This window comes from Massilia sp. MS-15 (assembly GCF_020176695.1).
GTDB classification, from domain to species: Bacteria; Pseudomonadota; Gammaproteobacteria; order Burkholderiales; family Burkholderiaceae_D; genus Telluria; species Telluria hydrophila.
On record NZ_JAIWIA010000009.1, the window covers coordinates 1 to 24,940 of the forward strand.

Below are 24,940 nucleotides of genomic sequence, written 5' to 3' on the forward strand. Positions count from 1 at the left end.
CCGCCATGCGCTCAGTTCGAGCACATCAAGGCGCCTTTAGCCTTGGCTCCTGCTTCATGACCCCAGGGGACATTTCTACTTTGCAGAACAGGGGACATTTCTATTTAGCGTTGACAGACTGTTGGACTGCCCTCATGCACTTGTCCCGGCCGCCCAGCGCCGCCGCCACGGCCGCAGCACCCGACGAACCGGATTGAGCTGCGTGCCGGCATCGCTATCCTCCACCAGCCCGCGCCGCTTCAGGTGGCGCAGCGCCACCTGCACCGCCGACTTCGACAGCCCGGTCCGGACCGCGATCGCCTGCAGGCTCGCCGGCACCAGGTCGCGCCCCAGCGCCTGCGCACTGGTGAGCAGACAAAGATAGACGACAAAAGCAGCCGGCCGGCGGTCGTGACCGACAAGATCCGGCATCAATACATCGAACACATAGGCGTCGACCGAGTACTGGCGGGTAGTCATGAATACTATAGTAGTAAAAAATACGTCCGGCAGCGAGTCTGCCACGATAATGCCACTCACCACAACAACATGCCCCCTCACCATGATCACCCAACTGAAGTTCGTCAGCATCCCGGTTTCCGACCAGGACCGCGCCCTCGCCTTCTACACCGAACGGCTCGGCTTCGACATCGCGACCGACCAGCCGATGGGTCCGGGCAAGCGCTGGATCGAGCTGCGCATCGCCCACTCCGCCACGCGCGTGGTGCTGTTTACGCCGGACGGCCAGGAAGATCGTATCGGCAGCTTCTTCAACGGCTCCTTCGCCTGCGACAACGTGGAAGCCACCTATCGCCAGCTGAGCCAGCGTGGCGTCGAATTCATCGAGCCGCCCACCGTGCAGCCCTGGGGCGCCTATGCGAAATTTCGCGACCCGGATGGCAATACCTTCGTGCTGTCGTCTTCCTGATACAGCTTCCACGCCTGGTGCATGGAAATGCAGGCGCCAGGGCGGCATCGCCGTTGTTTGGCAGTGAACGCAAGGGTTTCCTCAACAGGCCACGGCCGCGGGATGATATTGTTGCCCCAAATTAACTCTCGCACGCCACCAAGCCGTGAAACGCAAAGTCCTGTATTACGTCGTGTTCGCCGTCGCGGCGGCCGGTGCCGCGGCCGGCAGCTGGATCGCCAGCCTGGGATCCCCGTCCGCGCCCGCCAGCGCTCCCCTTCCCACCCAGTCCCCCGATGTCAGCGCCATCGGCGCCGACCTGCGGACGGTACTGGCCGCGCACCGCAAGATCATCGTGCTGACCCAAGACGAAGCCGCCCTGTCCGCCGAGGGACGCGAGCAGGCCAGGCGCGTGGGCCAGCAGCTGTTCCACGAGAACCAGGAACGTATCGGCAAGCTCGAGGCGGCCCTGGCCACCCTGCTCGCTTCCGGCACGCCGGCCCGCTTCGACGCCGTCGGCAGCCTGCTCGACTATGTGGAGTCCGGCGAAGGCCTGTATGACGCCGACCGCCTGGCTTTCCGCGAAACCATGCAGTCGCTGCTGGCGCTGGTGGCGAAGGATTCCTCTCTGCCCGCGATCAAGCTGCACAAGCGGATCTCGGAAGACCTGGACGCGCTCGCTGAAATCGAGCGCAACTATGAGAAGGAAATCCGCGCCGTGTTCGGCCGCTTCGAATCGCGCGCGATCGCGCTCAAGCGCGAGAAATGGGACAGCTACGTCGCCCACCTGAACACCCTGTACCGGCGCGACGACATCCTCAAGGAATACGGCGTCATCCTCGCCTACCCGGCCAGGCCGGAGCCGCCGGCGCCGGCCGCCGCGGCGCAAGCCGCCGTGGAAAAAGGCGAAATCTTCGGCAAGACGCTGCCGAAGAAAACCGTGGTGCTGACCTTCGACGACGGCCCGCATCGCCGCTACACCGAAGAGATCGCCGCCATCCTCAAGCAGTACAACGCGCCGGCGATCTTTTTTAGCGTGGGACGCAACATCGGCTCGCTCGACGCCCAGGGCAAGGCCAGGCTCAATGGCGGCGCGGACGTGATGCGGCGCCTGAAGCAGTCGGGCTATGTGCTGGCCAACCACAGCTTCTCGCACGCCCAGCTGTCCAAGCAGTCGGGCGAAGGCCTGCGCGCGGAAATCCTGAATACGGATACCCTGCTCAAAGCCGTCGATCCGCAGCGCTCGGCCCTGTTCCGCTTTCCCTACGGCGCGCGCAACCGCGAAGCCATGCAGGCGCTGGAGAGCGCCCAGCTGACCTCGGTGATGTGGAACATCGATTCGCTCGACTGGGCCGACCCGGTGCCCTCCTCCATCGCCGACCGCGTACTGCGCAGCGTCGACAAGGAGGGCCGCGGCATCATCCTGTTCCATGACATCCACGAGCGCACCGTCAAGGCGCTCCCTGCCATCCTCGACCGCCTGGTGGCCGATGGCTACCAGTTCGCCGGCTGGGATGGCGAGCGCTTCACGGTGTCCGGCGAGGCGGCCCCGGCGCCGGTGGCACGCGCGGCGGCCACCGGCTATGCCAATTCGTGGGCGCTCGTGGTCGGCATCGACAAGTACCAGAAGTGGCCGCAGCTGCAGTACGCGGTGCGCGATGCCGAGGGCGTGGGGCAGCTGCTGGTGCAGAAGTTCGGGTTCGCGCCGGAGCACGTGATCACGCTGAAGAACGAGCAGGCGACCCGCAGCGGCATCCTGGCCGCCTTCCATGAGCGGCTGGCGCATGGCAACCTGCAGCCGAACGACCGCATCTTCGTGTTCTTCGCCGGACACGGCGCCACCCGCAGATTGAGTTCCGGACGCGACCTCGGCTACATCGTGCCGGTCGATGCCGATCCGGACCGGCTGGCCACGGACGCGATTCCCATGACCGAGATCCAGAATATCGCCGAGAGCCTGCCGGCCAAGCACGCGCTGTTCGTAATGGACGCCTGCTACAGCGGCCTGGGCCTGACGCGCGGCGCGGCGAACGCATCCTTCCTGCGCGATAACGCGAAGCGCCTGGGCCGCCAGATGCTCACCGCCGGCGGTACCGACCAGCTGGTGTCGGACGGCGGCCCGAACGGACACTCGGTGTTTACCTGGACCCTGCTGCAGGGCCTGAGCGGCAAGGCCGACCTGAACGGCGACAGCCTGATCACCGGCACCGAGCTGGCGGCTTACGTGGCGCCGGCGGTGTCGAGCGTGTCGCAGCAGACGCCGGCCTTCGGCAGCCTGCCGGGCTCGGAAGGCGGCGAGTTCGTGTTCGAGTTGCCCGAGGAAAGCGAGTTCCTGAATACCGCTACCGCACAGCTGTCGAACGATGCGATCGCAATGAACACGAAGCTCGATGCGCAGGCGTCGGCGCCGGCCGCCTCGGTGGTGGTCAAGGATCTACAAGGCGGCGAAACGCGCATCAGCGCGCCGGCCGCGGTGCCGGTATCGAGCCGGCAGAAGGCGCAGCGCGCCAACGACCAGGGCCTGCTGCTGTACAAGGAAAAACAGTATGCGCAGGCGGAAGCGCAGTTCACCGAGGCGCTCAGGCTGCGGCCGAACTTCGCGCTGGCGGCGAACAATCTCGGCTTCGTGTTCTACAAGCAGGAGCGGTATGCGGAAGCGGCGCGCTGGTTCGAGAATGCGGTGAAGATGGACCCGTCGAGGGCGATCGCCTACATGAACCTGGGCGATGCCTATGCGCGTGGCGGGGACAGGGACAAGGCGAAGGGCGCGTACCAGACCTACCTGGAGCTGGCGCCGTCCGGATCGGGCGCTTCCTACGCAAAGCAGCAACTAGGGAAAATGTAGCGTGGGCGGGTCTTCCCGCCCACGCGGTCAACGATCGCCGGCACTACCACGGCAGCATCGGCACCACCGATCACCGCGTGGGCGCAAAAATCCGCGCACCCTACAATAACGCCCGCTTCTATACGAGAAGCGGGCTTTCTACCAGGATGGCGCGGGCTTAGGCGGTTTCTTTCAGCTGCTCCAGGATCGCCGGGTTTTCCAGCGTCGACACGTCCTGGGTAATCGCTTCGCCCTTGGCCAGCACACGCAGCAGGCGGCGCATGATCTTGCCGGAGCGGGTCTTGGGCAGGTTGTCGCCGAAGCGGATTTCCTTCGGCTTGGCGATCGGACCGATTTCCTTCGCCACCCAGTTGCGCAGCTCGGCCGCCAGCTTCTTCGCCTCCTCGCCACTCGGACGGGCCTGCTTGAGGACGACGAAGGCGCAGATCGCCTCGCCGGTGGTGTCGTCTGGTTTACCGACCACCGCCGCTTCCGCCACCATCGGGTGGGCCACCAGGGCCGATTCGATTTCCATCGTGCCCATCCGGTGGCCCGACACGTTCAGCACGTCGTCGATCCGGCCCGTGATCGTGAAGTAGGCCGTGTCCTTGTTGCGCACCGCGCCGTCGCCGGCCAGGTAGTACTTGCCGCCCAGTTCGTCCGGGAAGTAGCTGCTGCGGAAGCGGTCCGGGTTGTTCCAGATGGTGCGGATCATCGACGGCCACGGACGCTTTACGACTAGGATGCCACCCTGCCCGTTCGGCACGTCGGCGCCGGATTCGTCCACGATCGCGGTCATGATGCCCGGCAGCGGCAGCGTGCAGGAGCCCGGCACCAGCGGGGTCGCGCCCGGCAGCGGGGTGATCATGTGGCCGCCGGTCTCGGTCTGCCAGAAGGTGTCGACGATCGGGCAGCGTTCCTGGCCGACGTTGCGGTAGTACCACATCCACGCTTCCGGGTTGATCGGCTCGCCGACCGATCCCAGCAGGCGCAGGCTGGACAGGTCGAAGTTCTTCGGGTGCACCTTCGGGTCCACGTCCGAGGCCTTGATCAGGGAACGGATCGCGGTCGGCGCGGTGTAGAAGATCGAGACCTTGTGCTTGGCGATGGTTTCCCAGAAGCGGCCCGCATGCGGGAAGGTCGGGACGCCCTCGAACACCACCTGGGTCGCGCCCACGGCCAGCGGACCGTAAGCGATGTAGGTGTGGCCGGTCACCCAGCCGATGTCGGCGGTGCACCAGAACACGTCGTTCGGCTTGATGTCGAAGGTCCATTTCATCGTCAGCGCGGCCCACAGCAGGTAGCCGCCGGTCGAGTGCTGGACGCCTTTCGGCGTGCCGGTCGAACCCGACGTGTAGAGGATGAACAGCGGGTGTTCGGCATCGACCCATTCCGGCTCGCATTCCGTGCCCTGGCCGTCGACCAGGTCGTGCAGCCAGGTGTCGCGCCCTTCCTTGAAGGCGACCTCGCCGCCGGTACGCCGATAGACGATGACGTCGCGGATGCTGTCGCAGCCGCCCAGCGCCAGCGCCTCGTCGACGATGGCTTTCAGCGGCAGCGACTTGCCGCCGCGGCGCTGCTCGTCGGCCGTGATGATGGCCACGGCGCCGGCGTCGATGATGCGTTCCTGCAGCGACTTCGCCGAGAAGCCGCCGAACACCACCGAGTGGGTGGCGCCAATGCGGGCGCAGGCCTGCATCGCGGCCACGCCTTCGATCGACATCGACATGTAGATGATGACCCGGTCGCCCTTCTTGATGCCGCGCGATTTCAGGCCGTTGGCGAACTGGCAGACGCGGGCGTGCAGCTCGCGGTAGGTGGCGCGGGTGACGCTGCCATCGTCGGCCTCGAAGATGATCGCGGTCTTGTCGGCGTTGCCATTGGCAAGGTTGCGGTCGAGGCAGTTGTAGGATGCGTTCAGCTGGCCGTCGGCGAACCACTTGTAGAAAGGCACGTTCGATTCGTCCAGGGTGCTGGTGAATGGTTTGTGCCAGTCGATGTGTTCTCGCGCCAGGCGGGCCCAGAAGCCTTCGTAGTCGCTGGCCGCCTCGGCGCACAGCTTTTCGTAGGCTTCCATGCCGGAGATCGCGGCCTGGCCGGCGAAGCCGGCAGGTGGCGGGAACACGCGGTTTTCCTGCAGCGTGAATTCTTGATTGCTTTCGTTCTCGGCCATTCTTGTCTCCTCCATCGTAGTGTAGTCAGTTTTACCAGACACCTTAGGGGTGCTCGCTTACTGAGCCCTTACACTGGGTCCCGGCAGGGCGCCCTGTTTTGCATGGCATTCTACCAAGCTGGCTGCAAAGCGGAGAAGGAACCCGCAAGGACGCGCCGGCAGGTGTAGAATGCTCGGCTGTAATTTACCCGCATCCAGGAGCCGGCCCCCGATGGCGCAGTTGATTCCCCCGTCCGAAGCAAAGAAACTCAGCCCCCTCAACAGCCTGATCTTTGCCAGCCGCTGGCTGCAGCTGCCGCTGTACCTCGGCCTGATCCTGGCGCAGTGCGTCTATGTCTTCCATTTCTGGGTCGAGCTGAAGGACCTGATCGGCGCCGCGATGGGCAACGCCGCGTCGCTGCAGCACATCCTCGACGTCGTCACCGTGCCGGGCGCGACCCGCCCGACCAAGCTGACCGAAACCACCATCATGCTGGTGGTACTGGGGCTGATCGACGTGGTCATGATCTCGAACCTACTCATCATGGTCATCGTCGGCGGCTACGAAACCTTCGTCTCGCGCATGCACCTCGAAGGCCACCCGGACCAGCCCGAATGGCTGTCCCACGTGAACGCCTCGGTACTCAAGACGAAACTGGCGATGGCGATCATCGGCATCTCGTCGATCCACCTGCTGAAGACCTTCATCAACGCGGCGAACTACAAGACCGAAACGATGATGTGGCAGACCGTCATCCACATCGCCTTCCTGCTGTCGGCCATGGCCATCGCCTATACCGACCGCATCGTCATGACCACCCATTCGAAGCACTGAATCGCACATTCATTCCCCCTGATCGAGAAATCCATGGCAACCGTTATCACCCAGAGCGACCTCATCGAATCGGTCGCGGCAGCCCTGCAGTACATCAGCTACTACCATCCGGCCGACTATATCCAGCACCTGGCGCGCGCGTATGAGACCGAGCAAAGCCCGGCCGCGAAGGACGCCATCGCCCAGATCCTGACCAACTCGCGCATGTGCGCGGAAGGCAAGCGCCCGATCTGCCAGGACACCGGCATCGTCAACGTGTTCCTGAAGATCGGCATGGGCGTGCGCTTCGAAGGCTTCACCGGCACCGTCACCGACGCCGTCAACGAAGGCGTGCGCCGCGCCTACGCGTTCGAAGACAACAAGCTGCGCGCCTCGATCGTGGCCGACCCGCATTTCGAGCGCAAGAACACCAAGGACAACACCCCGGCCGTGGTCCACATGGAACTGGTGGAAGGCGACACCGTCGACGTCAAGCTCGCTGCCAAGGGCGGCGGCTCGGAGAACAAGACGAAGTTCGTGATGCTCAACCCGTCCGACTCGCTGGTCGACTGGGTCATCAAGACCGTGCCGCTGATGGGCGCCGGCTGGTGCCCTCCGGGCATGCTGGGCATCGGCATCGGCGGCACCGCCGAGAAGGCGATGCTGATGGCGAAAGAGTCGCTGATGGAAGACATCGACATGTACGAGCTGAAGCAGCGCGGCCCGCAAAACAAGCTCGAAGAGTTGCGCATCGAGCTGTGCGACAAGATCAACGCGCTGGGCATCGGCGCCCAGGGCCTGGGTGGCCTGACCACCGTGCTGGACGTGAAGATCAACATGTACCCGACCCACGCGGCCTCGAAGCCGGTGGCGATGATCCCGAACTGCGCCGCCACCCGCCACGCCCACTTCGTGCTGGACGGCTCGGGCCCGGCCTACATCGAACCGCCGGCGCTGTCCACCTGGCCGGAAGTGCACTGGCTGCCTGACACCGAGAAGTCCAAGCGCGTCGACTTGAACACCCTCACCAAGGAAGAAGTCGCCGCGTGGAAGCCGGGCCAGACCCTGCTCCTGAATGGCAAGATGCTGACCGGCCGCGACGCCGCGCACAAGCGCATCCAGGACATGCTCGCCAAAGGTGAACCACTGCCGGTGGACTTCACCAACCGCGTGATCTATTACGTGGGCCCGGTCGACCCGGTGGGCGATGAAGTCGTCGGCCCGGCAGGCCCGACCACTGCGACCCGCATGGACAAGTTCACCGACATGATGCTGGAGAAGACCGGCCTGATCTCGATGATCGGCAAGGCCGAGCGCGGCCCGGCAGCGATCGAGTCGATCCAGAAGCACAAGTCGGCCTACCTGATGGCGGTCGGCGGCTCGGCCTACCTGGTCTCGAAGGCGATCAAGTCGGCCAAGGTGGTCGGCTTCGAGGACCTGGGCATGGAAGCGATCTACGAGTTCGATGTGACCGACATGCCGGTCACCGTGGCCGTCGATTCGACCGGCACCTCGGTGCACACCACCGGTCCGAAGGAATGGTCGGCCAGGATCGAGTCGCTGAAGGGCATTCCGGTCGCAACGGCTTAACGTAGGGTGGGCGGGTCTCCCGCCCACGCGTTCAACTTCCCTTCGCGCCGCTACATGATCTTATCCAACGATCACCACGACGCCCCGGTCGGCATCTTCGACTCGGGCGTCGGCGGCCTGTCGGTGCTGCGTCACATCCAGGCGCAGCTGCCGAACGAACATCTCCTCTATTTCGCCGACTCCGCCTTCGCCCCCTACGGCGACAAGCCGGAACACGTCGTCGTCCAGCGCGTCCTCGACATCGCCGCCTTCCTGGCAAGCCGCGGCGCCAAAGCCCTGGTCGTGGCCTGCAATACCGCCACCGTCGCCGCCGTGCGCGTCCTGCGCGAGCGCTATCCCGCGATGCCGATCGTCGGTGTCGAACCGGGCCTGAAGCCCGCCGCGGCAAGCACCCGCAATGGCACGGTTGGCGTGCTGGCCACCGAGCGCACCCTCCGCGGAGAGAAATTCCTGCTGCTGCGCGACCAGGTCGCCGCAGCCACCGGCGCGCGCTTCCTGCTGCAAGCCTGCGTCGGCCTGGCCGACCAGATCGAATTCGGCGAACCCGGCGCGCCTGCGCTCGACGCGATGCTGGAACGCTATATCGCCCCGCTGCTGGCGGAAGGCGCCGACACGCTGGTGCTTGGCTGCACCCACTATCCGCTGGTGCAGGCCTCGATCGAACGGGTGCTCCGTCAACATGCCGCCAGGGAGGTGGTGCTGATCGATACCGGCGAGGCCGTGGCGCGCCAGCTGGCGCGGCTGCTCGAGGCCGCGAACCTGCTGCGTGGCACGGGCCATGAACCCGCGCACCTGGAGGGCTTCACCAGCGCCAGCGGCACGGCACTGACCGCCGCCTTTGCCAGCCTGCTGGGCCAGCAGGTGCCGGTACGCGAGGTCGCGGTCGGGGCCACGCTGTCGAATCCGCTGGGCACGCACATTTAAATTTGCCAGTTCCTGAAGACCTTTGTATAATCTTGTTCTGTCTCGGAAACAGCGAGACAAAGTAGATGTAGCAAGACAATGGTGGCTGTAGCTCAGTTGGTAGAGTCCAGGATTGTGATTCCTGTTGTCGTGGGTTCGAGTCCCATCAGCCACCCCAAGAATTCAAGCAAAAGCCCAGTCTTCGGACTGGGCTTTTTGCTGTTTGCTCTGCCTGGCTCCTCCGTCTTGTAGCGCGACGCGGCCAGCGCCAGGCGCTCAGCGAACCGCTTTCCTGGTATTACGGCGACGCGTGAGCGCTGCCCCAAGCACGCCGAGGCCGATAAGTGCGACCGACGCCGGCTCGGGAATCTGCCGGATCTGCCCGGTCGCGCCGAAGCAGGGCCTGCCCTCCTCGCTCACCCACCCGCAGCCTTTCATGCCGGCATCGCTTTCAGCCTCATAGATGGTGAAATTCGGCCCACCCATGAAGCCCGTCGACATGCCGAACTGGCTATTGTAGTTGTGGGCATAGATGCCACCTGTCAGGTGCCGGCCCGGGCCGAAGCGGATGTCCATGTCCAGGATGACCGGACCGGGGTCGGTAATGCCCTTGCGTGGCTTCCATGTGATTTCGCCTTCCGTGCCGGTGCCGTAATAGAAACTGAGCAGGCCGGATTGCGGAAACAAGGTGTCCTGAAAAGCGTTTTCGTCCACATCGATGCGCATCTGGAAGATACCGGATCGCACGACTGCCTTGTTGAACTCAAGCAACAGTGAAATGCCATGCGGCGCAATGTCGTTTGTCGCGTGCCACTTGTACCAGATGCCGGCGGTGGCGAGCGGCGAAGCGCTCAACAAGATAGCGCAGGCCAAGGCCGATAAGCATTTCATGGTTTCCCCGTATCGTTGTGCTGCGCATGCCTGATGCAAGACTGATGCCAAGGAAGTTTTCTTTTCGTAAGGCCTTGAATCCATGGCGACTATTCGTGTCGCATAAACTCGTCGTGGCCTGCGTGTAAATATTGCCGACGATTCTTATCCTTGCGGACTCTCCGTCATTTGGCGGCAGTAATTGCTCAGGTTCTCAGGTAAATCAGCTGGGCAGACGCCGCACTGCTGGTTACCGGGCACCGCATAATCAATGAACTTCGGATATGGCAAATTCAGGCCCGCCATGATTTCCCGGAACTCTTCGATGCTGCGCTCGCCACCCAGGCGGGGATTGCGCTGTTTCTCCTGAATTACAGACGATACCCAACGCTTCTGATAGTCATGGGCCGGATACACCAGCGTTTCATCGGGCAGCGCAAACAGCTTGCCGCGCACGCTGTGATACAGCGCGTCGGCATCGCCCTGCTGGAAGTCGGTCCGCCCGCATCCTTCGATCAGCAGCGCGTCGCCCGTGAACACGCGCTCGCCCAGCACGTAGGCGAAATGTCCCGCCGTGTGGCCTGGCGTATGCAGCGGCTGGAACACCATCGTGCCGACCTCGAATGGCCTGCCCTCCTCCAGCTGCACATCGGCGCATGCCACGCGCTCGGCGGCGGGCGCGGCAATCGCGCTCCCGACCCTGTTCTTGAGCTCCAGGGCGGCCGTGATGTGGTCGGCATGCACGTGCGTGTCGACGCTGTAGGCAAGCTTCAGGCCCAGGCGCTGGACTTCGGCCAGGTCACGCTCGAGCGTCACGACCACCGGGTCGATCAGGACGGCCTGTCCGGTTTCCGGGCAACCGATCAGGTAGGTGTAGGTGCTGGACAAGGGTTCGAACAGCTGGCGGAAGATCATGCGCTATCTCCTTCTGGGCGCAGGCTTGCGCCCCCTTCGCACCAGTATAGGGGGGCGCCGCGAAGCCGGGCGCGCGCCATCGCCCTTCGTCCCGGGCGCTAACGCGCCGTTCATCCTGTACCCGTATGATGCTTTCCGGAGGCCCTGCGGACGCCGCGGCCATGGACGACTGCGATGCAGCTTAACGGTAAGGAGCGCCCTGGTGGATGGGATGGACTGGAATGGATGGATGGCACCGGCGCTCGGCTTGTGCGCCCTTGCCATGGTCAGCTGGTGGTACCAGCACAGCCGCGGCTGGCGCAGCTGGCCGGTGATCTGGAAAACTGTCCTCGGCAGCCTGGCAGCGGCGCGCATTACCTTCGTGCTGCAGAACGCAGCGGACTACCTGGCCGACCCGCTGTCGATCGCGAACCTCGGCGACGGCGGATTCTCGGATGCCGCCGGCATCCTGACCGCGCTGGTGCTGGGCTTGCACCTGACGGCGCGCAGCGGCACGCCGCGCCGCCCGCTCCTGGCCGCCTTCGTGGCCGGCGCCGTGGCCTGGACAGGCGGCGCCATCGCCACCGCCGGCCTCGGCCCACGCAGTACGCCGCTACCGCTGGTGGCGCTGAAACGCCTGGATGGCACACCGGTGCAGTTGCATGCGCTGGCCGGCAAGCCGATGGTGGTGAACCTGTGGGCGACGTGGTGCCCGCCCTGCCGGCGCGAGATGCCCGCGCTGGAAGAGGCCCAGCGGCGTTACCCCGGCATCCGCTTCGTGTTCATCAACCAGGGGGAGGACGCGGCAACGATCCAGGCCTTCATGGCGCAGCAAGAACTGGGGCTCGGGAACGTGTTCACCGATCGGGCGCGGCAGGCGGGGCGCCGCACCGGCTCGTTTGCCATGCCGACCACGCTGTTCTACGACAAGGACGGGCGCCTGGTCCTGCGTCACATGGGGGAACTCGACCGCGACGGCCTCGACCGCCGCCTGGAGAAGTTCATGACGGGAAGCGCGGGCCAGCGCTGACCAGGGCCCGCAGGCCCTTCATCCCCCGTCCGCCGCGCTCAGGCTGCCGCCGTCAGCGCCAGGCGGGACGCCTGCGCAGCACCGCGCGCCAGGCGCTGCGCGGGCACGGACGGTTCCACGGCGAGCTTGAAGGTGCTGACGACCGCCAGCAGCTCCTGTGCCTGCACCTGCATGGAGTCCGCCGCCGCTGCCGCCTCTTCCACCAGTGCCGCATTCTGCTGCGTGACCTGGTCCATCTGGGCAATGGCCTGGTTGACCTGGGCAATCCCGGCACTCTGCTCCTGGCCGGCCAGCGTGATTTCAGCCATGATGTCGGTGACGCGCTTCACGCTGACCACCACCTCGCTCATGGTGTCGCCAGCGGCATTGACGAGCTTGCTACCAGCATCGACCTTGCCCACCGAGTCTTCGATCAGCGTCTTGATCTCTTTCGCCGCCGCCGCGCTACGCTGGGCCAGGTTGCGCACTTCCGAGGCCACGACCGCGAAACCACGGCCCTGCTCGCCCGCTCGCGCCGCCTCCACCGCAGCGTTCAGCGCCAGGATGTTGGTCTGGAAGGCGATGCCGTCGATCACGCCGATGATGTCGGCAATGCGCCTGGAGGCGTCGTTGATCGCCCCCATCGTGCCCACCACTTCTTCCACCACCTGGCCGCCGCGCAATGCGACCTGGGAAGCTGTCGTGGCCAGCTCGTTGGCATGGCGCACGCTGTCGGTGTTCTGCTGCACGGTACTGGTGAGTTCCTCCATCGAGGCCGCGGTTTCTTCGAGCGAACTGGCCTGCTCTTCGGTGCGTGCGGACAGGTCGAGGTTGCCGGCGGCGATTTCGCCCGACGCGGCCGTGATCGCATCCGTGCCGTTGCGCACCTTCTGCACCAGGGTGGCAAGACTCTGCTGCATCTGGCGCATGGCGAACATCAAGCTGGCCTGGTTGCGTTCGTCATCGAGGGCGATCTGCACGGTCAGGTCGCCGGCCGCGATCGCACCGGCGATGCGCGCGGCATAGTCCGGCTCGCCGCCAAGCTGGCGGGTGATGCTGCGGGTGAGCCAGAACGCGACGGCGCCGCCGGCGATGATGGCGAAGGCCGCAAGGACCAGGCTTAGCGAGAACATGGCCTGCGTCTGTGCGGCCAGTTCGGTCTTGACCTGGTCTGCAGCGGCATTTTTATCCTTTAGGATCTTCAGCATTTCCGCGCGCATTTCGCGCCATACCGGGGTTTCCTCTGCGTTCAGCGTGCTGACGCTTGCGGCTTCATCAGTCTTTACCAGCATGACGATACGATCCTGAATCGCGGCGCGTTGCTGCTGCATGTTTTCCAGCCTCGCCAGCACGGCATCCAATGCAGCATCGTTTTTTGCGAGTGCGCGCGCTCCCTTCATGGCGGCTTCAAAATCCTTGCGCGCAGTCGCCAGGTTCTTGTAGCCACCCTCATTGTTTGGGGACAAGACAATATTTCGAAGCGCCTGCCCCATCTGCAGGCCCTGCGCATACATCGTGTTAGCTTCGCCCAGGAATGCCTGGTCCTGGTCCACGAAGCTGCCAAAGCGCGAGCTTGCATCACGCATTCCCGAAATCGCGACAGCCAACGCGACCGCGAACAACACAAAGACAATGGCCATGCACAGCGCCATCTTGTTCCGTAGCTTCATTCTTTCCTCACATAATTCCATTACGCCGCGTGCACAGCAATTAGGGAAATTATGAGAGGAAAGATGTAATTCCTCACAGAAATAAATAGGCAGGAGTGCGTGTTTTCTGCCGGGATGACGCGGCCGAACAACATACATTCCTGGGATAAGCAAATGTGACCAGCCTGCTCGTTGCAAAATAAGCAGGCTGAATTGGCAAGCTTGTCGTCATGTCATTTGCAACACGGGCGGCAGATCAGCTCACGTCGCCCCTGAACGCGCTTTGATGATTACCTATCCAACCCTCTCGGCGCATCACTTGAACTTTGCCAGCGATGGATCGGTAACACGCTGCTCAGGCAGTCCAGTGATCGACGGTAGTTCGGACAAGCGCGGCATTCCACTCTTCACCTGAACCTTGCCCTCCTTGTCCCGCCACACCACACCGGGAGTGCCTGCGATGCCGAAGCTCTCCATCAATTCGCCGTTCCTGCGAATCGACGCCGCAACCGACGGATGTCCTTGTTCGGTCATGCCCGCCGCCGGCTTCCATGGCTTGCCGTGGTTCTGTTCCATGCGCCTGAACGCTGCAGTCTTGTCGGCCGCAGCAAGAACCTCGAGCGCTTTCGGCATGCTGGTCGGACCGAGCGTCGCCACCGGGATCCAGCGCACCTGGAGTCCTGCCGCCTGGTACGGCTGCACGGCGCGCCACATGAAGTGGCAGTAAGGGCAGTTCGCGTCGACGAAGGCATAGATGATGCTCTTCGGGTGCTTGACGGTACCCTCGGCGATGAAGGCCGATTTCTCCAGCTGCGCGAACGCCGCCGCGAAATCCGGCTTGGGGACATACATGTCTTCGTGCTGGGCCGACAGGTTCTGCCCGCGCTCGTCGATCAGCATGCCCGCCAGCAGCGTCTTGCCGTCTGCGGTCGTATAGGCGATCGAGTGGCGGCCGCCCTGGGACAAGACCCAGCCGGTCAACCCGGACGTCGCCGGGAACTGCTTGACCACCTTGACGCCGGCGCCCACGGCGCGCTCGAGCACCGGCGGGGTCTGCTGGGCGGCGAAGACCGCACTGTGGATGGATGCTGCCGCGAGTGCGGCAACGAGTGCGACTGGTCGCGCGTGGTGGAAAACCTGCATGTCAACTCCGATAAACAAGGTAGTGAAGGTGGTGGTCACGGTTGGCGGCCCGTTTGCGCGGCCTCGGCCTTGCGCAACGAAGCGAGGAAGGCATCGGCATCCTCGTAGCCGATGACCCTGGTGCCGCCGAGCTCGCGGCCGTCGGCGCCGAAGAAGATGATCCCCGGCGGCCCGAACAGGCCGAAGCGCTTGAGCAGGGCCTGGTCCGCCGCATTGTTGGCGGAGACGTCGGCCTGGAGCAGCAGCATCTGTCCGAAGCGCTCCTGGACACGGGGATCGGAGAAGGTGAATCGTTCCATCTCCTTGCACGACACGCACCAGTCCGCGTAAAAGTCGAGCATGACGGTCTTGCCGGGGCTGCTTGCAAGGATGGCATCGAGCTCGTCGACCGAGCGGACACGCTGGAACGGTGTCTCTCCATGCGCCTCGGCTGTTGCAAACGGCGCCAGGGGATCGCTGCCGCCGGCGGCCAGCCCTGCCAGCTGCGTCAGGCCAAGCACCCCGGCGACCAGGCCGGCCGCCACCGCGGCCAGACGGCGAGGACGCGGCAGCAGCAGCGACACGGCAGAACCCAGGCCCAGCAAGCCCCAGCCCAGCATCAAAGCGCGAGACGGCAGGACTGGCGCAGCGATCCACAGCGCGGTGCCAAGCATCAGCACGCCAAAGAAGCGCTTGACGCCGACCATCCAGGCCCCGGCTCGCGGCAGGAATGCGCCCGCCGAGGCGCCGACCAGCAGCAGCGGCAAGCTCATGCCGGCGGCCATGGCGAACAGCGCACTGCCGCCGATGAAGGCATCCCTGGTCTGGCTGAGGTACACCAGCGCGCCCGCGAGCGGCGCGGCGACGCAGGGCCCGACGATCAATGCCGAGATCGCTCCCATCGCAAACACGCCGGCGTGGGTGCCTGCCCCTTGGCGCTTGGACGCTCCCGTCAGGCGCGACTGGATCACCGCTGGCATCTGCAGCTCGAACACGCCGAACATCGGCAGCGCCAGCACGACCATCAGGAAGGCGAACGCGCCCAGCACCCAGGCGTTCTGCAGTGCCGCCGCCAGTCCTTCGCCCGCCAGGCCTGCCGCCACGCCCATCGCGGTGTACACGATCGCCATGCCGAACGAATACGATACCGACAGGCCCAGCCCCCGCAGGCGCGACGCGGAACCCTTGGCGCCGACGATGATCGACGAAAGGATCGGCAACATCGGCAGCACGCAGGGCGTGAACGACAGGCCAAGGCCGAGCAGAAGGAACATCGGGACGATCACCGCCAGCTCGCGGCTGATCAATGCCCGTTCGATGCGTCCGCTATCGCTGTCGTTCGCGGGCACACTCTCCGGCACGGCGGGGGCCGGGGACGAACCCGTGGGCCCGCCGGCGGCCAGGACTGCGCTCGATACCATCGGCGGGTAGCACAAGCCCTTGTCCGAGCAACCCTGCGACGTGGTCTTCAACGTAAAATTTCCGTTCCGGTCTACGGGAATACGCAGCTTGACGACGCCCCGGTAGGTTTCCATCTCCTTCTGGAAGGTTTCGTCGAAGTGCTTTTCGCCAGCCGGGAAGGCAGGCTGTCCGAGCCGGGCCTGTGCGGCTTCGAATGCGAAGCGCTCGCGGTACATGTAATACCCTGGCGCGATGTCGAAGCGCACTTCGGCCGTCCGTCCGTCGACCATGGTGGCGGCGAAGCGGAATGCCTGCTCGGGAGGCAGGAAATCGTCGTCGGCTGCTGTCGCGATGCCGGAGGCTGCAAGCAGCAGAGCGGCTAGCTGCGCCAGCAGAAGCGCACGCAGGCATTGATAAAATTTGGGTACCGTCCGGGATATGAAAACCATGCGCTGTCTCCTGTTTGTTGATGTGGCTATCGCAGGCTTTTTGGTTCAGCGCCTGCCGCGCAGGACGGCGAGGTGCTCGGCCAGCGTGGCGCTCGATACCTCGCCCATCCGCTTGTCGACCAGTATTCCCTTCGCGTCGAAGAACAGCGTGGTTGGCAAGCCCGGGGCGCCGGCTGCCTTGGCAAGTTCGCCGCCGGGGTCGAGCACCACATTGCGCAGCGGCAGCCCCTCGCCCTTCATGTAGGCACGTACGGTGGCGCTGTCTTCGCCCTGGTTGACGAACACGAAATTGAGGTCGCTCGCTTCCCGCTGTGCCTTGCCCAGCGCAGGCATTTCCCGCCTGCAGGGCGGGCACCAGCTGGCCCAGAGGTTGACCACCATCGGCTTGCCCGCAAACGCGGACAAGGGAACGGCACGCCCGTCGAGATCCTTCAGCGTCACCTCTGGCAAGGTTTGGGTGTCGGTAGCCAGGCGAAGCAGCCCGTTCCCGCCGATCCAGATGAAGAGGCCGGCCCATACGGCGCTGACGATCGCTGCGCGCTGGTCGGTCCTGCGCCATGCCAGGATGGCGCCAATGACGACGGCCGCCGTGAAGCCCGCGATTGGCGCCAATCCACCGTCGCGCAGGTCCGCCAGCCGCCAGGGCTCCTGCGCGTAGAGAGACCAGTAACGGGCAACGAAGGCAATGCGTGCAACGATTACCCCCCCGGCGATGATCAGCCACAGCGATCCCTCGGCCTTCACGCCGCGTGCGGTTGCAACCCGGTTGCCAATGGCGGAGCCGAGAATGATGGTGGCAAAGATGACCAGCAATTGCCCGGGCAAGGCGAGTGGTCCGAGTGTGACAGTCATGATGTTGTGCTTTCCTGCGCATGGCGCCTGGCGAATGGAGGCATCCTATGCCTTGCCGATTAGCACGGCATTAACGAATCGGCCGAATCCCCAGGCTGCCTGCTCCGGCAATTCCCGTTAATCGCGGCATAACCGTAAAGCGGTAAGATCGCGGTTCCTGTTCTTACTACCCGGGTTATTCATGCGTGTACTCGTCATTGAAGACGACGAACTGGTTGCCAGCGGCATCCTGGCCGGCTTGCGCCTGTCCGGAATCGGGGCCGACCATGTCGCCAATGCCTCGCAAGCGGACATGGCTGTGCAGACCGGCTGCTTTGATGTCCTCATCCTCGATCTCGGCCTTCCGGATACGGACGGGCTCAAGCTGCTCAAGCGCTGGCGCAGCGCGGGCAAGGACTGGCCCGTGCTGATCCTGACCGCACGCGACGACGTGCAGGACAAGGTGGCCGGCCTGCGCAGCGGCGCCGACGACTACCTCGTGAAACCGTTCGAGCTCGACGAACTGGTCGCACGATTGCATGCCCTGCAGCGGCGCAGTGCCGGCCGCAGCGTCGACCGCATCGAGCATGGTCCGCTTGCCTTCGATCCCGCCACCCAGGTGGTGACGCTGAATGGGGCTCCGGTCGAACTGTCGCGGCGCGAACTGGCCCTGCTCCAGGCCCTCCTCAACAGCGGCCAACGCATCCTCAGTACCGAGCAGGTCAAGGACAGCCTGTACGGACTGACCGACGGTGTCGAAAGCAACGCTCTCAACGTTCACATCTACCACCTGCGCCGCAAACTCGGCCCGAATATCGTGGAAACGGTGCGCGGCCTTGGGTACCGGCTCGGCAAGGCGGGAGCATGAAGACGCTGCGCCTGCGCCTCCTGGTCATGATCGGCGCCTCGTTCGCGCTGTTCTGGACCCTGTCGTCGGTCTGGACGCTGGTCGACCTGCGCCACGAGTTCCGCGACGCACTCGACGAGCGGCTTGCTGCATCGGCGCGCATGGTCGCCGCGCTGATCGTCGATTCGCCCCATCTTTCGGTGCAGCCGGGTTCGCGCGGAGCCAGCCCGATTCCCTACCTCGTCCGTACCGACAACGTGGCCTGCGAGATCCGGCTGCTGCGGGGCGGCATCGTGGGCCGCACCGAGAACAGCCCGGCACACCTCGGTCTGGTATCACCCGGTTATCGCACCCGCGTGATCGATGGGGTTACCTGGCGCAGCTACACCATCGAGCACAACGGGATGCGCATCACCACCGCCGACAAGGTGGAGCGCCGCCAGCAGCTGTTCCGGAATATCGCGTTCGCCACCTTCGTGCCCTTCCTGGTCGCCATGGGAGCGACTTTGATCGCGCTATGGTTCGCCGTACGCCACGGGCTGCGGCCGCTCGAACGGATACGCGTCGCCCTTGAAGCGCGCAAGCCAGGTGCGCTCCACCCGCTGCCCGAGCAGGATCTGCCGCGCGAGCTCGCCCCGCTGGTCACGACCGTCAACGGCCTGCTCGCCAGGATCGAATGCACCATGGAGCGCGAACGACGCTTCACCGGCGATGCCGCGCACGAATTACGCACGCCGCTGACCGCCGTGAAAACCCATCTCCAGGTCGCCAAGTTGAGCGGCGACGGACCGGACACGGCGGTTGCACTCCAGCAGGCCGAGCGTGGGGTGGGCCGCCTGCAGGGCATCATCAACCAGCTCCTCATGCTGGCGCGGGTCGAGGGTTCCCTGGCTTTCGACGACGACGAGCGCCTGCCGGCCGGCCTGGTCGCAGAGCAGGTCGTGATGCAGCTTCCGGCGCAGCAGCTTGCCAGGGTGTCCGTCCGCGACGAAGGCGGCGCGGCGTGCGCCCTTCGCATACCTGCCTCCCTGGCCGTGACGGCGCTGCGAAACATCGTCGACAACGCGCTGCGCTACGGCGATGCCGAGGCCGCGGTCGTACTGCGCGTCGTGCGCCATGACGGATTGGCGGGGTTCACAGTGGAGGACCAGGGCAGCGGCATGAGCGACGAGGAGCTCGCCAAGGCCGGCCAGCGCTTCTGGCGCAAAGGCAGCGGCCAGGGCAGCGGCCTTGGCCTATCGATCGTCAGGGCGATCGTCGCGCGCTACGACGGCAGCTGGAAGCTCGAGCGCCGCGAAGGCGGCGGACTGGCCGCACACCTTGCCTTCCCTGTGGCATAAGCGCCCAAGCCGGACGTGGGTTCATGCGCGCGGCAGCGCACTCCTGGCGGATAGCAGCCGCCCCGAATTCAGCATGACGCTCAGACTGCTGGCCAGCATGGCACAAGCGGCGGCAACCGGCGTCACCATGCCGCCCGCGGCCAGCGCCAGCACTCCAACGTTATATACCATCGAGAACGCCAGGTTCTGGCGCACGACCCTGATGGTTCGCCGGGCATGCCGCCAGGCCACCGCCACCTGCTCCACTCCGCCGCTTGCAATGACCACCCCTGCAGTCGCTACAGCCGGCGGCGTGGCGCCCTGCACCGCGACGCCGCAATCGGCAGCAGCCAGGGCAAGTGCGTCATTGACACCGTCGCCGACGAACACGGAGGGATTGCCTGCCTGTTCGAGAACCTTTACTTTGTCCTCGGGCAGACAGTGCGCGTGGACGTCAGACGCCTTGAGGCCGACGGCTTGTGCAACCGGAGCCGCCGCCGCGGCACTGTCTCCGGTCACCAGGCGCGTCCTAATCGCTGCCTGCGCAAACGCACGCAGGGCGCTGGCGGCATCTTCGCGTACCCGATCCTGCAACAGGACGGCCCCGATCCACGTGCCGTTGCGCGCTACTTCAACCCTGGTGCAGTTCTCCGGCCTGCCTGCAAGCAAGGTCACGCCCTGCTCTGCGACGAAGCCCGCGCTACCTACCAGTACCATGTCCTGCCCATCCCCGCTGCACCACGTGCTGCCCCGCGCATGACGCTGCACCTGTCCATCGCCGCGGCTGTCGGCGCCGAGTGTTCCGGCCGCCGCGAGGATCGCGCGCGCCACCGGATGCGCGACGTCCGCTTCCGCCCGCGCCGCGAGGGCGAGTACTTCGGTTGCAACAGCGTGCTGGGAACCCAGCACCTCCCAATATTCGCCGGAGCCGCATATTTAGGAAGAGCAATTTCTGTTGCGGTCAGCAATGCTATGCAATACGGATTAAATCAGGATTAAGGAAGTTTCCCAAATGAAAACTTTGCTTACAATCCGCGATGCGCTGCGACCGATGCATACCGTGCCCGTGGAATACGCCAAGTTCCGGCGCGTTTCGCTTTGGCGTCATGCCGGGTGGGACATGCACAGGCCTGAGCAGGCGCCGGCGCGCGGCTATTCCCTTTACTTCCAGCCCAGCCCAACTTTTGAAGCGCGGCATTCCGGGCAAGAAGGGTAAAATGTAACTATCGGTCAGCCGTCGCGCAAACGTACGAGAAGGCCGGTAGTAACTGCCCATCTCGCGAAAGGCTCGACCACCTTGCTGCGTCAGACTCTTCTCCTGTTACTGCTCGGCTTGCCCTTGCTTGCCCAGGCAGTGGCTCCTCCGCGCGTAGTTCGTGTCGGCGTGTATGCCAATCCTCCAAAGCTTTATTCCAATGAAGAGGGACAGGCTGACGGCATCCTTATCGATCTGCTCCGCGAGGTCGCCAAGGCCGAGGGATGGGAGCTTCGCTTCATCCGGTGCCAATGGGCGCAGTGCCTTGCCGCACTCAACCAGGGCAGCATCGACGTGCTGCCCGACGTCGCCTGGTCAGAAGAGCGCAGCCGGCAACTCGACTTTCATCGGGTTCCCGCCCTGTACAGCTGGTCGCAGGTATTCCGGCGGGCGGGCGTGGCCCTGAGCTCCATGACCGACGTTGGCGGAAAGCGCGTCGCGGTCCTGTCCGACTCGATCCAGCAACGCTACTTTACCGATTTCGCACGAGAATTCGGGGTCGCGCCGCGGGTCGTGCCGGTCGCATCGATCGCCGAAGGCTTCGACCTCGTGGCAACGGGAAAAGCCGATGCTGTCGTCGCAAGCCACTTCGTGGGTGGCTATCACGCGAGCGGCCGCGGTATCGTGGCGACACCGATCATGTTCCAGCCAACGCGCCTCTATTACGCGGTGGGAAAGAACCGCAATGGCGAGCTGCTGGCGGCGTTCGACCGGCGGCTCCGCGCCTGGCAGGGAGATCCGGACTCGGCATACTTCGCCATCCTCGAACGCTGGCAGTCGCGCGGCGTGCTGGCGCAGATTCCTGCGTACTTGCGGTGGACGGCGGGCCTGGTGCTTGTCCTGCTGGTCCTTGCACTGGCTACGGCCGCATGGCTGCGGCACCAGAACCTGCGCAAGTCCGGTGCACTCCGGGAAACTGAACAACGCTTGGGCACCATCCTGGACAGCGTTGACAGCCTCATCTACATCAAGGATGCGGCCTACCGCTACACCTATGCCAACCAGGCGCTGCGCACCTTCCTTGGCCGGGACGACAAGGATATCGTCGGACACAGCGACATCGACCTGTTTGCGCCCGAGGTTGCCGCGGAAATCGGTCGCAACGACCAGCGAACGATCATGGAACGGCAACGGGTGGTATCAGAAGAGACCGTGCCCGATGCCCATGGCCGGCAGGTAACCGTGTTCACGACGAAGATACCGCTGTTCCACGAGGACGGCCGTGTCCATGGCTTGTGCGGGATTTCCTTCGACATCTCCGAGCGCAGGGCGGCCGAGGAATCGAACAGGGTGGCGGCGACCGTATTCCAGTCCGCCGAAGGCATGTTCATTGCCGGCCGTGATCGCCGTATCCTGCGCGTGAACGAAGCGTATTGCGCGATGACCGGCTATAGCGCGGACGAACTGGCCGGCGACTTGCTGCCGCCGTTCTCGCTGTCACGCGAAGGCAGCAATGCCGGCGCCGCCATGTGGAAGCTTGCGGAGGCCGATGGAAAATGGCAGGGCGAGATCTGGACGTCGCGCAAGGACGGCAGCACCTATCCGGCCCGCCTCACGGTCACGGCGGTTCGCGACAGCTCTGGAAGTATTACCCATTATGTCGGCACACAGGGCGATATCACCGCGCAAAAAACGGCGCAGGACGAAATCGTCCGGCTGGCCTACTCCGACCCGCTGACCGGCCTGGCGAACCGCCGCATGCTGCTGGAGCGGCTACACCATGCCCTGCCGCTGCACCAGAGGACTGGACACATAGCGGCATTGCTCTTCCTCGATCTCGACAATTTCAAGGACCTGAACGACCTGCGCGGACATGGCGTCGGGGACCTGCTGCTGCAGCAGGTGGCGGCGCGCATCAGCGCCTGCACCAGGGACTGCGACACGGTTGCCCGCCTTGGAGGGGACGAGTTCGTCATCCTCCTCGAGAACGTCGGGCAGGGCGAAAAGGAAGCTGCCCGCCACGCCGCCACGACCGGCAAAAAGATCCTCGACGCGGTGCGCGAACCTTTCGACATCGACGGCATGACGCATCACGCCACGTGCAGTCTGGGTGCCGCCCTCAGCACCGACGGAACGACCGATACCTTGATGAAGCGCGGCGACATGGCCATGTACCGTGCCAAACGCGAAGGAAAGAACACGCTCTGCTTCTTCCATGCGGACATGGAATCGGAAGTCAACCACCGCCTCGCCCTGGAAAGGGAACTGCGGGAATCGCTCGGCAATACCAGGTTCGCACTCCATTACCAGCCCCAGGTCGACAGCGCAGGCCGCATCAGCGGCGTCGAGGCGCTGCTACGCTGGATCAATACTGCTGGCACCGCAGTAAGCCCAGTGGAATTCATACCGGTTGCGGAGGCGTCGGGATTGATCCTGCCGCTCGGCCGCTGGGTCTTGCGCGCCGCATGCGCGCAACTGGCCCAATGGCACCGCAGCCCCGCGATGGACCACCTGAGCGTGGCAGTCAACGTCAGCGCACACCAGTTCCGCCAGCCCGGCTTCGTGAGCGACGTACTGGAGATTGTGGACGAAAGCGGCATCGACCCGCGGCTGCTGAAGCTGGAACTGACGGAGACTCTCCTGATCGACGACGTCGATGATACGGTCGACAAGATGCTGCAACTGAAGGCGCTCGGCATTGGTTTCGCACTCGACGATTTCGGTACCGGCTACTCGTCGCTCAGCTACCTGAAGCGGCTGCCGCTCGACCAGCTCAAGATCGACCGTTCGTTCGTACGCGACATCCTGGAAGACCCGAACGATGCGTCGATCGCGCGCAGTATCGTGGCGCTAAGCCAGTCGCTGGGGCTCGGGATCATTGCCGAAGGTGTGGAAACAGAGGCCCAGCGCGCCTTCCTGGCGAAGATCGGTTGCGGCTGTTGCCAGGGCTACCTTTTCGGACGGCCCATGGAGGCCGTGGCACTGGAAGCGCTGGTCACCGCACAGTCGGGCGAAGCAGCAGATGTACTCGGGGCTGGCGGGGCCGCGTCCGGCGTCTGAGGTGCACCGGCGAGCCCGGCGCACGCTTGTCGAACTACGGAAAATACAGGTGCAGCAGCCAAAGCGCCACACCCAGAAAAGGCGCGAACACGATCAGAAAGGGCATGGTGCGCACGCCAATCAGATCAGGAAGCTGGATGCAGCCGCGGTCCCCCCAGGCCAGCACATTCTTGCTGAGGTTTCCGGACAGTTCGGCATAGAGATAACTGCCGGCCAGCAGCCCGGCAATTCCGGCAACGGCATCCAGATTGCCCTGCCCCAGGGCTGCCGCTCCGGTGCCCGGGCAATACCCGATCAAGGCAAAGCCGGCGCCGAATATCAGCCCCCCAATGACATTGGCCGCATATTTCGTGGGTTTCAGCTGTAGCTTGACCAGTCCGAGCGCATGCATGCCGAAGATGCCGATCATCCCGACCAGAATTGCGCTCAGCATGATTTTCATGACCGTGAAATCGGTCAGCAGAAGCGCGCCCAGCAGGACGTCGTACTTGGCAACACCGCCTTTCTGCAGCAGGAATCCGAACACAATCCCGAACAGAAGGCCCAATACGAGCTGCTTTGGCGCGTCACTCTTCTCGGCCGCGGCGCCGGATTGCTGGGGTTCCTTATCCATACATCACCTGTGCGACTACAGCCCCCCCCACGAAGAAGCATGCCAGCGCAATCCACGATCCGACCGACAATTGCAGTGCGCCGCTGATGCCATGACCACTGGTACAACCGCCTGCGACCCGGGCGCCGAATGCCATGATCGCGCCGCCAATGAAAGCGACCGACAGGCGCAGCGCTACCGAGTCGCCGAAATGGGCCTCCCACAGCGGCGGAATCACGCTGGCATGGAACTCACCGCCCGACCAGGCGGCCAAGAATGCGCCTGCGATGATGCCGAAAGCGAGCATGACTTCCCACTCGATCTTGGGAGTTTTGTCCTGATAGAAGCACAAGGAATCCGTGTGCTTCTTCGAGACCAGGTAGCCCAGCAGGCCCGCCATGCGTGCGAAAGCGGTCGACACCCCCAAGGGTTTGCTGGAGAAGTAGAACGTCGCCATCGACAGGACGCCGATCAGGGCGCCGACGAGATAGGGATTCCATGCGCCGCCAGCCGTGTTCATATCGGTCTCCTTC

Annotated in this window: 20 protein-coding genes and 1 tRNA gene; 10 read left to right on the top strand and 11 right to left on the bottom strand. The window is 64.5% G+C overall.

The annotated features are described in order from the left end of the window. Positions 1–132: 132 nt before the first annotated feature. Positions 133–570 (bottom strand): helix-turn-helix domain-containing protein, encoded by a 438-nt coding sequence (locus LCI23_RS05055; protein ID WP_224944989.1) that lies wholly within the window; start codon positions 568–570, stop codon positions 133–135. Between LCI23_RS05055 and LCI23_RS05060 the strand changes: the two genes are divergently transcribed. Together LCI23_RS05060 and LCI23_RS05065 are read left to right on the top strand one after the other, a co-directional pair. Beyond that, positions 542–907: a VOC family protein gene (locus tag LCI23_RS05060; protein ID WP_224944991.1), complete on the top strand. Its 366-nt coding sequence runs from the start codon at positions 542–544 to the stop codon at positions 905–907. The genes LCI23_RS05055 and LCI23_RS05060 overlap by 29 nt on opposite strands. A gap of 145 nt (positions 908–1,052) precedes the next feature. Then, a complete protein-coding gene (locus LCI23_RS05065; protein WP_224944993.1) occupies positions 1,053–3,731 on the top strand; it encodes a polysaccharide deacetylase family protein in 2,679 nt (892 codons plus the stop codon). Between the two features lie 157 nt (positions 3,732–3,888). Here the strand turns inward: LCI23_RS05065 and acs are convergent, their stop codons facing one another. Then, complete coding sequence (acs, locus tag LCI23_RS05070; RefSeq protein WP_224944995.1) at positions 3,889–5,883, bottom strand: acetate--CoA ligase; 1,995 nt, start codon at positions 5,881–5,883, stop codon at positions 3,889–3,891. A gap of 211 nt (positions 5,884–6,094) precedes the next feature. Here acs and LCI23_RS05075 point away from each other — a divergent pair, with 211 nt between their 5' ends. The 4 genes from LCI23_RS05075 (at position 6,095) to LCI23_RS05090 (ending at position 9,347) form a co-directional block, all read left to right on the top strand. Beyond that, positions 6,095–6,697 carry a TIGR00645 family protein gene (locus tag LCI23_RS05075; RefSeq protein WP_224944998.1) on the top strand — a complete coding sequence of 201 codons (603 nt, stop codon included), beginning with the start codon at positions 6,095–6,097 and terminating at the stop codon, positions 6,695–6,697. Between the two features lie 33 nt (positions 6,698–6,730). Then, on the top strand, positions 6,731–8,266 hold the full coding sequence (locus LCI23_RS05080) for a fumarate hydratase (protein WP_224945000.1): 1,536 nt from the start codon (positions 6,731–6,733) through the stop codon (positions 8,264–8,266). Between the two features lie 54 nt (positions 8,267–8,320). Beyond that, on the top strand, positions 8,321–9,190 hold the full coding sequence (murI, locus tag LCI23_RS05085) for a glutamate racemase (protein WP_224945001.1): 870 nt from the start codon (positions 8,321–8,323) through the stop codon (positions 9,188–9,190). Between the two features lie 81 nt (positions 9,191–9,271). Beyond that, positions 9,272–9,347 (top strand) — tRNA-His (locus tag LCI23_RS05090). 98 nt (positions 9,348–9,445) lie between these two features. Here LCI23_RS05090 and LCI23_RS05095 read toward each other — a convergent pair. Both LCI23_RS05095 and LCI23_RS05100 read right to left on the bottom strand, forming a co-directional pair. Further along, complete coding sequence (locus LCI23_RS05095; protein WP_224945003.1) at positions 9,446–10,060, bottom strand: PEP-CTERM sorting domain-containing protein; 615 nt, start codon at positions 10,058–10,060, stop codon at positions 9,446–9,448. Positions 10,061–10,204: 144 nt separating this feature from the next. Continuing rightward, positions 10,205–10,954: an MBL fold metallo-hydrolase gene (locus LCI23_RS05100; RefSeq protein WP_224945005.1), complete on the bottom strand. Its 750-nt coding sequence runs from the start codon at positions 10,952–10,954 to the stop codon at positions 10,205–10,207. Positions 10,955–11,183: 229 nt separating this feature from the next. Here LCI23_RS05100 and LCI23_RS05105 point away from each other — a divergent pair, with 229 nt between their 5' ends. Next, positions 11,184–11,963 (top strand): TlpA disulfide reductase family protein, encoded by a 780-nt coding sequence (locus LCI23_RS05105; RefSeq protein ID WP_224945007.1) that lies wholly within the window; start codon positions 11,184–11,186, stop codon positions 11,961–11,963. Positions 11,964–12,001: 38 nt separating this feature from the next. Here the strand turns inward: LCI23_RS05105 and LCI23_RS05110 are convergent, their stop codons facing one another. The 4 genes from LCI23_RS05110 to LCI23_RS05125 all read right to left on the bottom strand — a co-directional run bounded on the left by LCI23_RS05110 (position 12,002) and on the right by LCI23_RS05125 (position 17,415). Beyond that, positions 12,002–13,594 carry a methyl-accepting chemotaxis protein gene (locus LCI23_RS05110; protein WP_307727702.1) on the bottom strand — a complete coding sequence of 531 codons (1,593 nt, stop codon included), beginning with the start codon at positions 13,592–13,594 and terminating at the stop codon, positions 12,002–12,004. 312 nt (positions 13,595–13,906) lie between these two features. Beyond that, positions 13,907–14,773, bottom strand: coding sequence for a thiol:disulfide interchange protein DsbG (gene dsbG, locus LCI23_RS05115; protein ID WP_224945010.1), 867 nt, complete (start codon positions 14,771–14,773; stop codon positions 13,907–13,909). Further along, on the bottom strand, positions 14,770–16,563 hold the full coding sequence (gene dsbD / locus LCI23_RS05120) for a protein-disulfide reductase DsbD (protein ID WP_224945012.1): 1,794 nt from the start codon (positions 16,561–16,563) through the stop codon (positions 14,770–14,772). The genes dsbG and dsbD overlap by 4 nt, the downstream gene beginning before the upstream one ends. A 45-nt stretch (positions 16,564–16,608) precedes the next feature. Continuing rightward, on the bottom strand, positions 16,609–17,415 hold the full coding sequence (locus LCI23_RS05125; protein WP_224945014.1) for a TlpA disulfide reductase family protein: 807 nt from the start codon (positions 17,413–17,415) through the stop codon (positions 16,609–16,611). A 181-nt stretch (positions 17,416–17,596) separates the two neighbouring features. Here LCI23_RS05125 and LCI23_RS05130 point away from each other — a divergent pair, with 181 nt between their 5' ends. Together LCI23_RS05130 and LCI23_RS05135 are read left to right on the top strand one after the other, a co-directional pair. Next, on the top strand, positions 17,597–18,262 hold the full coding sequence (locus LCI23_RS05130) for a response regulator (protein ID WP_224945016.1): 666 nt from the start codon (positions 17,597–17,599) through the stop codon (positions 18,260–18,262). After that, a complete protein-coding gene (locus tag LCI23_RS05135) occupies positions 18,259–19,581 on the top strand; it encodes an ATP-binding protein (RefSeq protein ID WP_224945018.1) in 1,323 nt (440 codons plus the stop codon). Before LCI23_RS05130 ends, LCI23_RS05135 begins: the two co-directional genes overlap by 4 nt. 21 nt (positions 19,582–19,602) lie before the next feature. Here the strand turns inward: LCI23_RS05135 and LCI23_RS05140 are convergent, their stop codons facing one another. Further along, entirely contained in the window at positions 19,603–20,469 is an 867-nt protein-coding gene (locus tag LCI23_RS05140) for an HAD-IC family P-type ATPase (RefSeq protein ID WP_224945021.1), read from the bottom strand. A 388-nt stretch (positions 20,470–20,857) separates the two neighbouring features. Between LCI23_RS05140 and LCI23_RS05145 the strand changes: the two genes are divergently transcribed. Further along, positions 20,858–23,815 (top strand): EAL domain-containing protein, encoded by a 2,958-nt coding sequence (locus LCI23_RS05145; RefSeq protein ID WP_224945023.1) that lies wholly within the window; start codon positions 20,858–20,860, stop codon positions 23,813–23,815. 34 nt (positions 23,816–23,849) lie between these two features. On the opposite strand, the gene LCI23_RS05150 is transcribed toward LCI23_RS05145, so the two are convergent. Next, entirely contained in the window at positions 23,850–24,428 is a 579-nt protein-coding gene (locus LCI23_RS05150; protein WP_224945025.1) for a YeeE/YedE thiosulfate transporter family protein, read from the bottom strand. After that, complete coding sequence (locus tag LCI23_RS05155; RefSeq protein WP_224945027.1) at positions 24,421–24,927, bottom strand: YeeE/YedE thiosulfate transporter family protein; 507 nt, start codon at positions 24,925–24,927, stop codon at positions 24,421–24,423. Before LCI23_RS05155 ends, LCI23_RS05150 begins: the two co-directional genes overlap by 8 nt. Between the last annotated feature and the right edge of the window lie 13 nt (positions 24,928–24,940).

What these genes read in the sequence shown, in the direction of transcription:
- acs (WP_224944995.1), bottom strand. Translation starts at nt 5,883, where the DNA reads ATGGCCGAGAACGAAAGCAATCAAGAATTCACGCTGCAGGAAAACCGC.
- LCI23_RS05150 (WP_224945025.1), bottom strand. Translation starts at nt 24,428, where the DNA reads ATGGATAAGGAACCCCAGCAATCCGGCGCCGCGGCCGAGAAGAGTGAC.
- LCI23_RS05155 (WP_224945027.1), bottom strand. Translation starts at nt 24,927, where the DNA reads ATGAACACGGCTGGCGGCGCATGGAATCCCTATCTCGTCGGCGCCCTG.
- LCI23_RS05135 (WP_224945018.1), top strand. Translation starts at nt 18,259, where the DNA reads ATGAAGACGCTGCGCCTGCGCCTCCTGGTCATGATCGGCGCCTCGTTC.
- murI (WP_224945001.1), top strand. Translation starts at nt 8,321, where the DNA reads ATGATCTTATCCAACGATCACCACGACGCCCCGGTCGGCATCTTCGAC.
- LCI23_RS05110 (WP_307727702.1), bottom strand. Translation starts at nt 13,594, where the DNA reads ATGGCGCTGTGCATGGCCATTGTCTTTGTGTTGTTCGCGGTCGCGTTG.
- LCI23_RS05055 (WP_224944989.1), bottom strand. Translation starts at nt 570, where the DNA reads ATGCTGACGAACTTCAGTTGGGTGATCATGGTGAGGGGGCATGTTGTT.
- dsbD (WP_224945012.1), bottom strand. Translation starts at nt 16,563, where the DNA reads ATGGTTTTCATATCCCGGACGGTACCCAAATTTTATCAATGCCTGCGT.
- LCI23_RS05095 (WP_224945003.1), bottom strand. Translation starts at nt 10,060, where the DNA reads ATGAAATGCTTATCGGCCTTGGCCTGCGCTATCTTGTTGAGCGCTTCG.
- LCI23_RS05105 (WP_224945007.1), top strand. Translation starts at nt 11,184, where the DNA reads ATGGCACCGGCGCTCGGCTTGTGCGCCCTTGCCATGGTCAGCTGGTGG.
- LCI23_RS05075 (WP_224944998.1), top strand. Translation starts at nt 6,095, where the DNA reads ATGGCGCAGTTGATTCCCCCGTCCGAAGCAAAGAAACTCAGCCCCCTC.
- LCI23_RS05100 (WP_224945005.1), bottom strand. Translation starts at nt 10,954, where the DNA reads ATGATCTTCCGCCAGCTGTTCGAACCCTTGTCCAGCACCTACACCTAC.
- LCI23_RS05060 (WP_224944991.1), top strand. Translation starts at nt 542, where the DNA reads ATGATCACCCAACTGAAGTTCGTCAGCATCCCGGTTTCCGACCAGGAC.
- LCI23_RS05130 (WP_224945016.1), top strand. Translation starts at nt 17,597, where the DNA reads ATGCGTGTACTCGTCATTGAAGACGACGAACTGGTTGCCAGCGGCATC.
- LCI23_RS05080 (WP_224945000.1), top strand. Translation starts at nt 6,731, where the DNA reads ATGGCAACCGTTATCACCCAGAGCGACCTCATCGAATCGGTCGCGGCA.
- LCI23_RS05125 (WP_224945014.1), bottom strand. Translation starts at nt 17,415, where the DNA reads ATGACTGTCACACTCGGACCACTCGCCTTGCCCGGGCAATTGCTGGTC.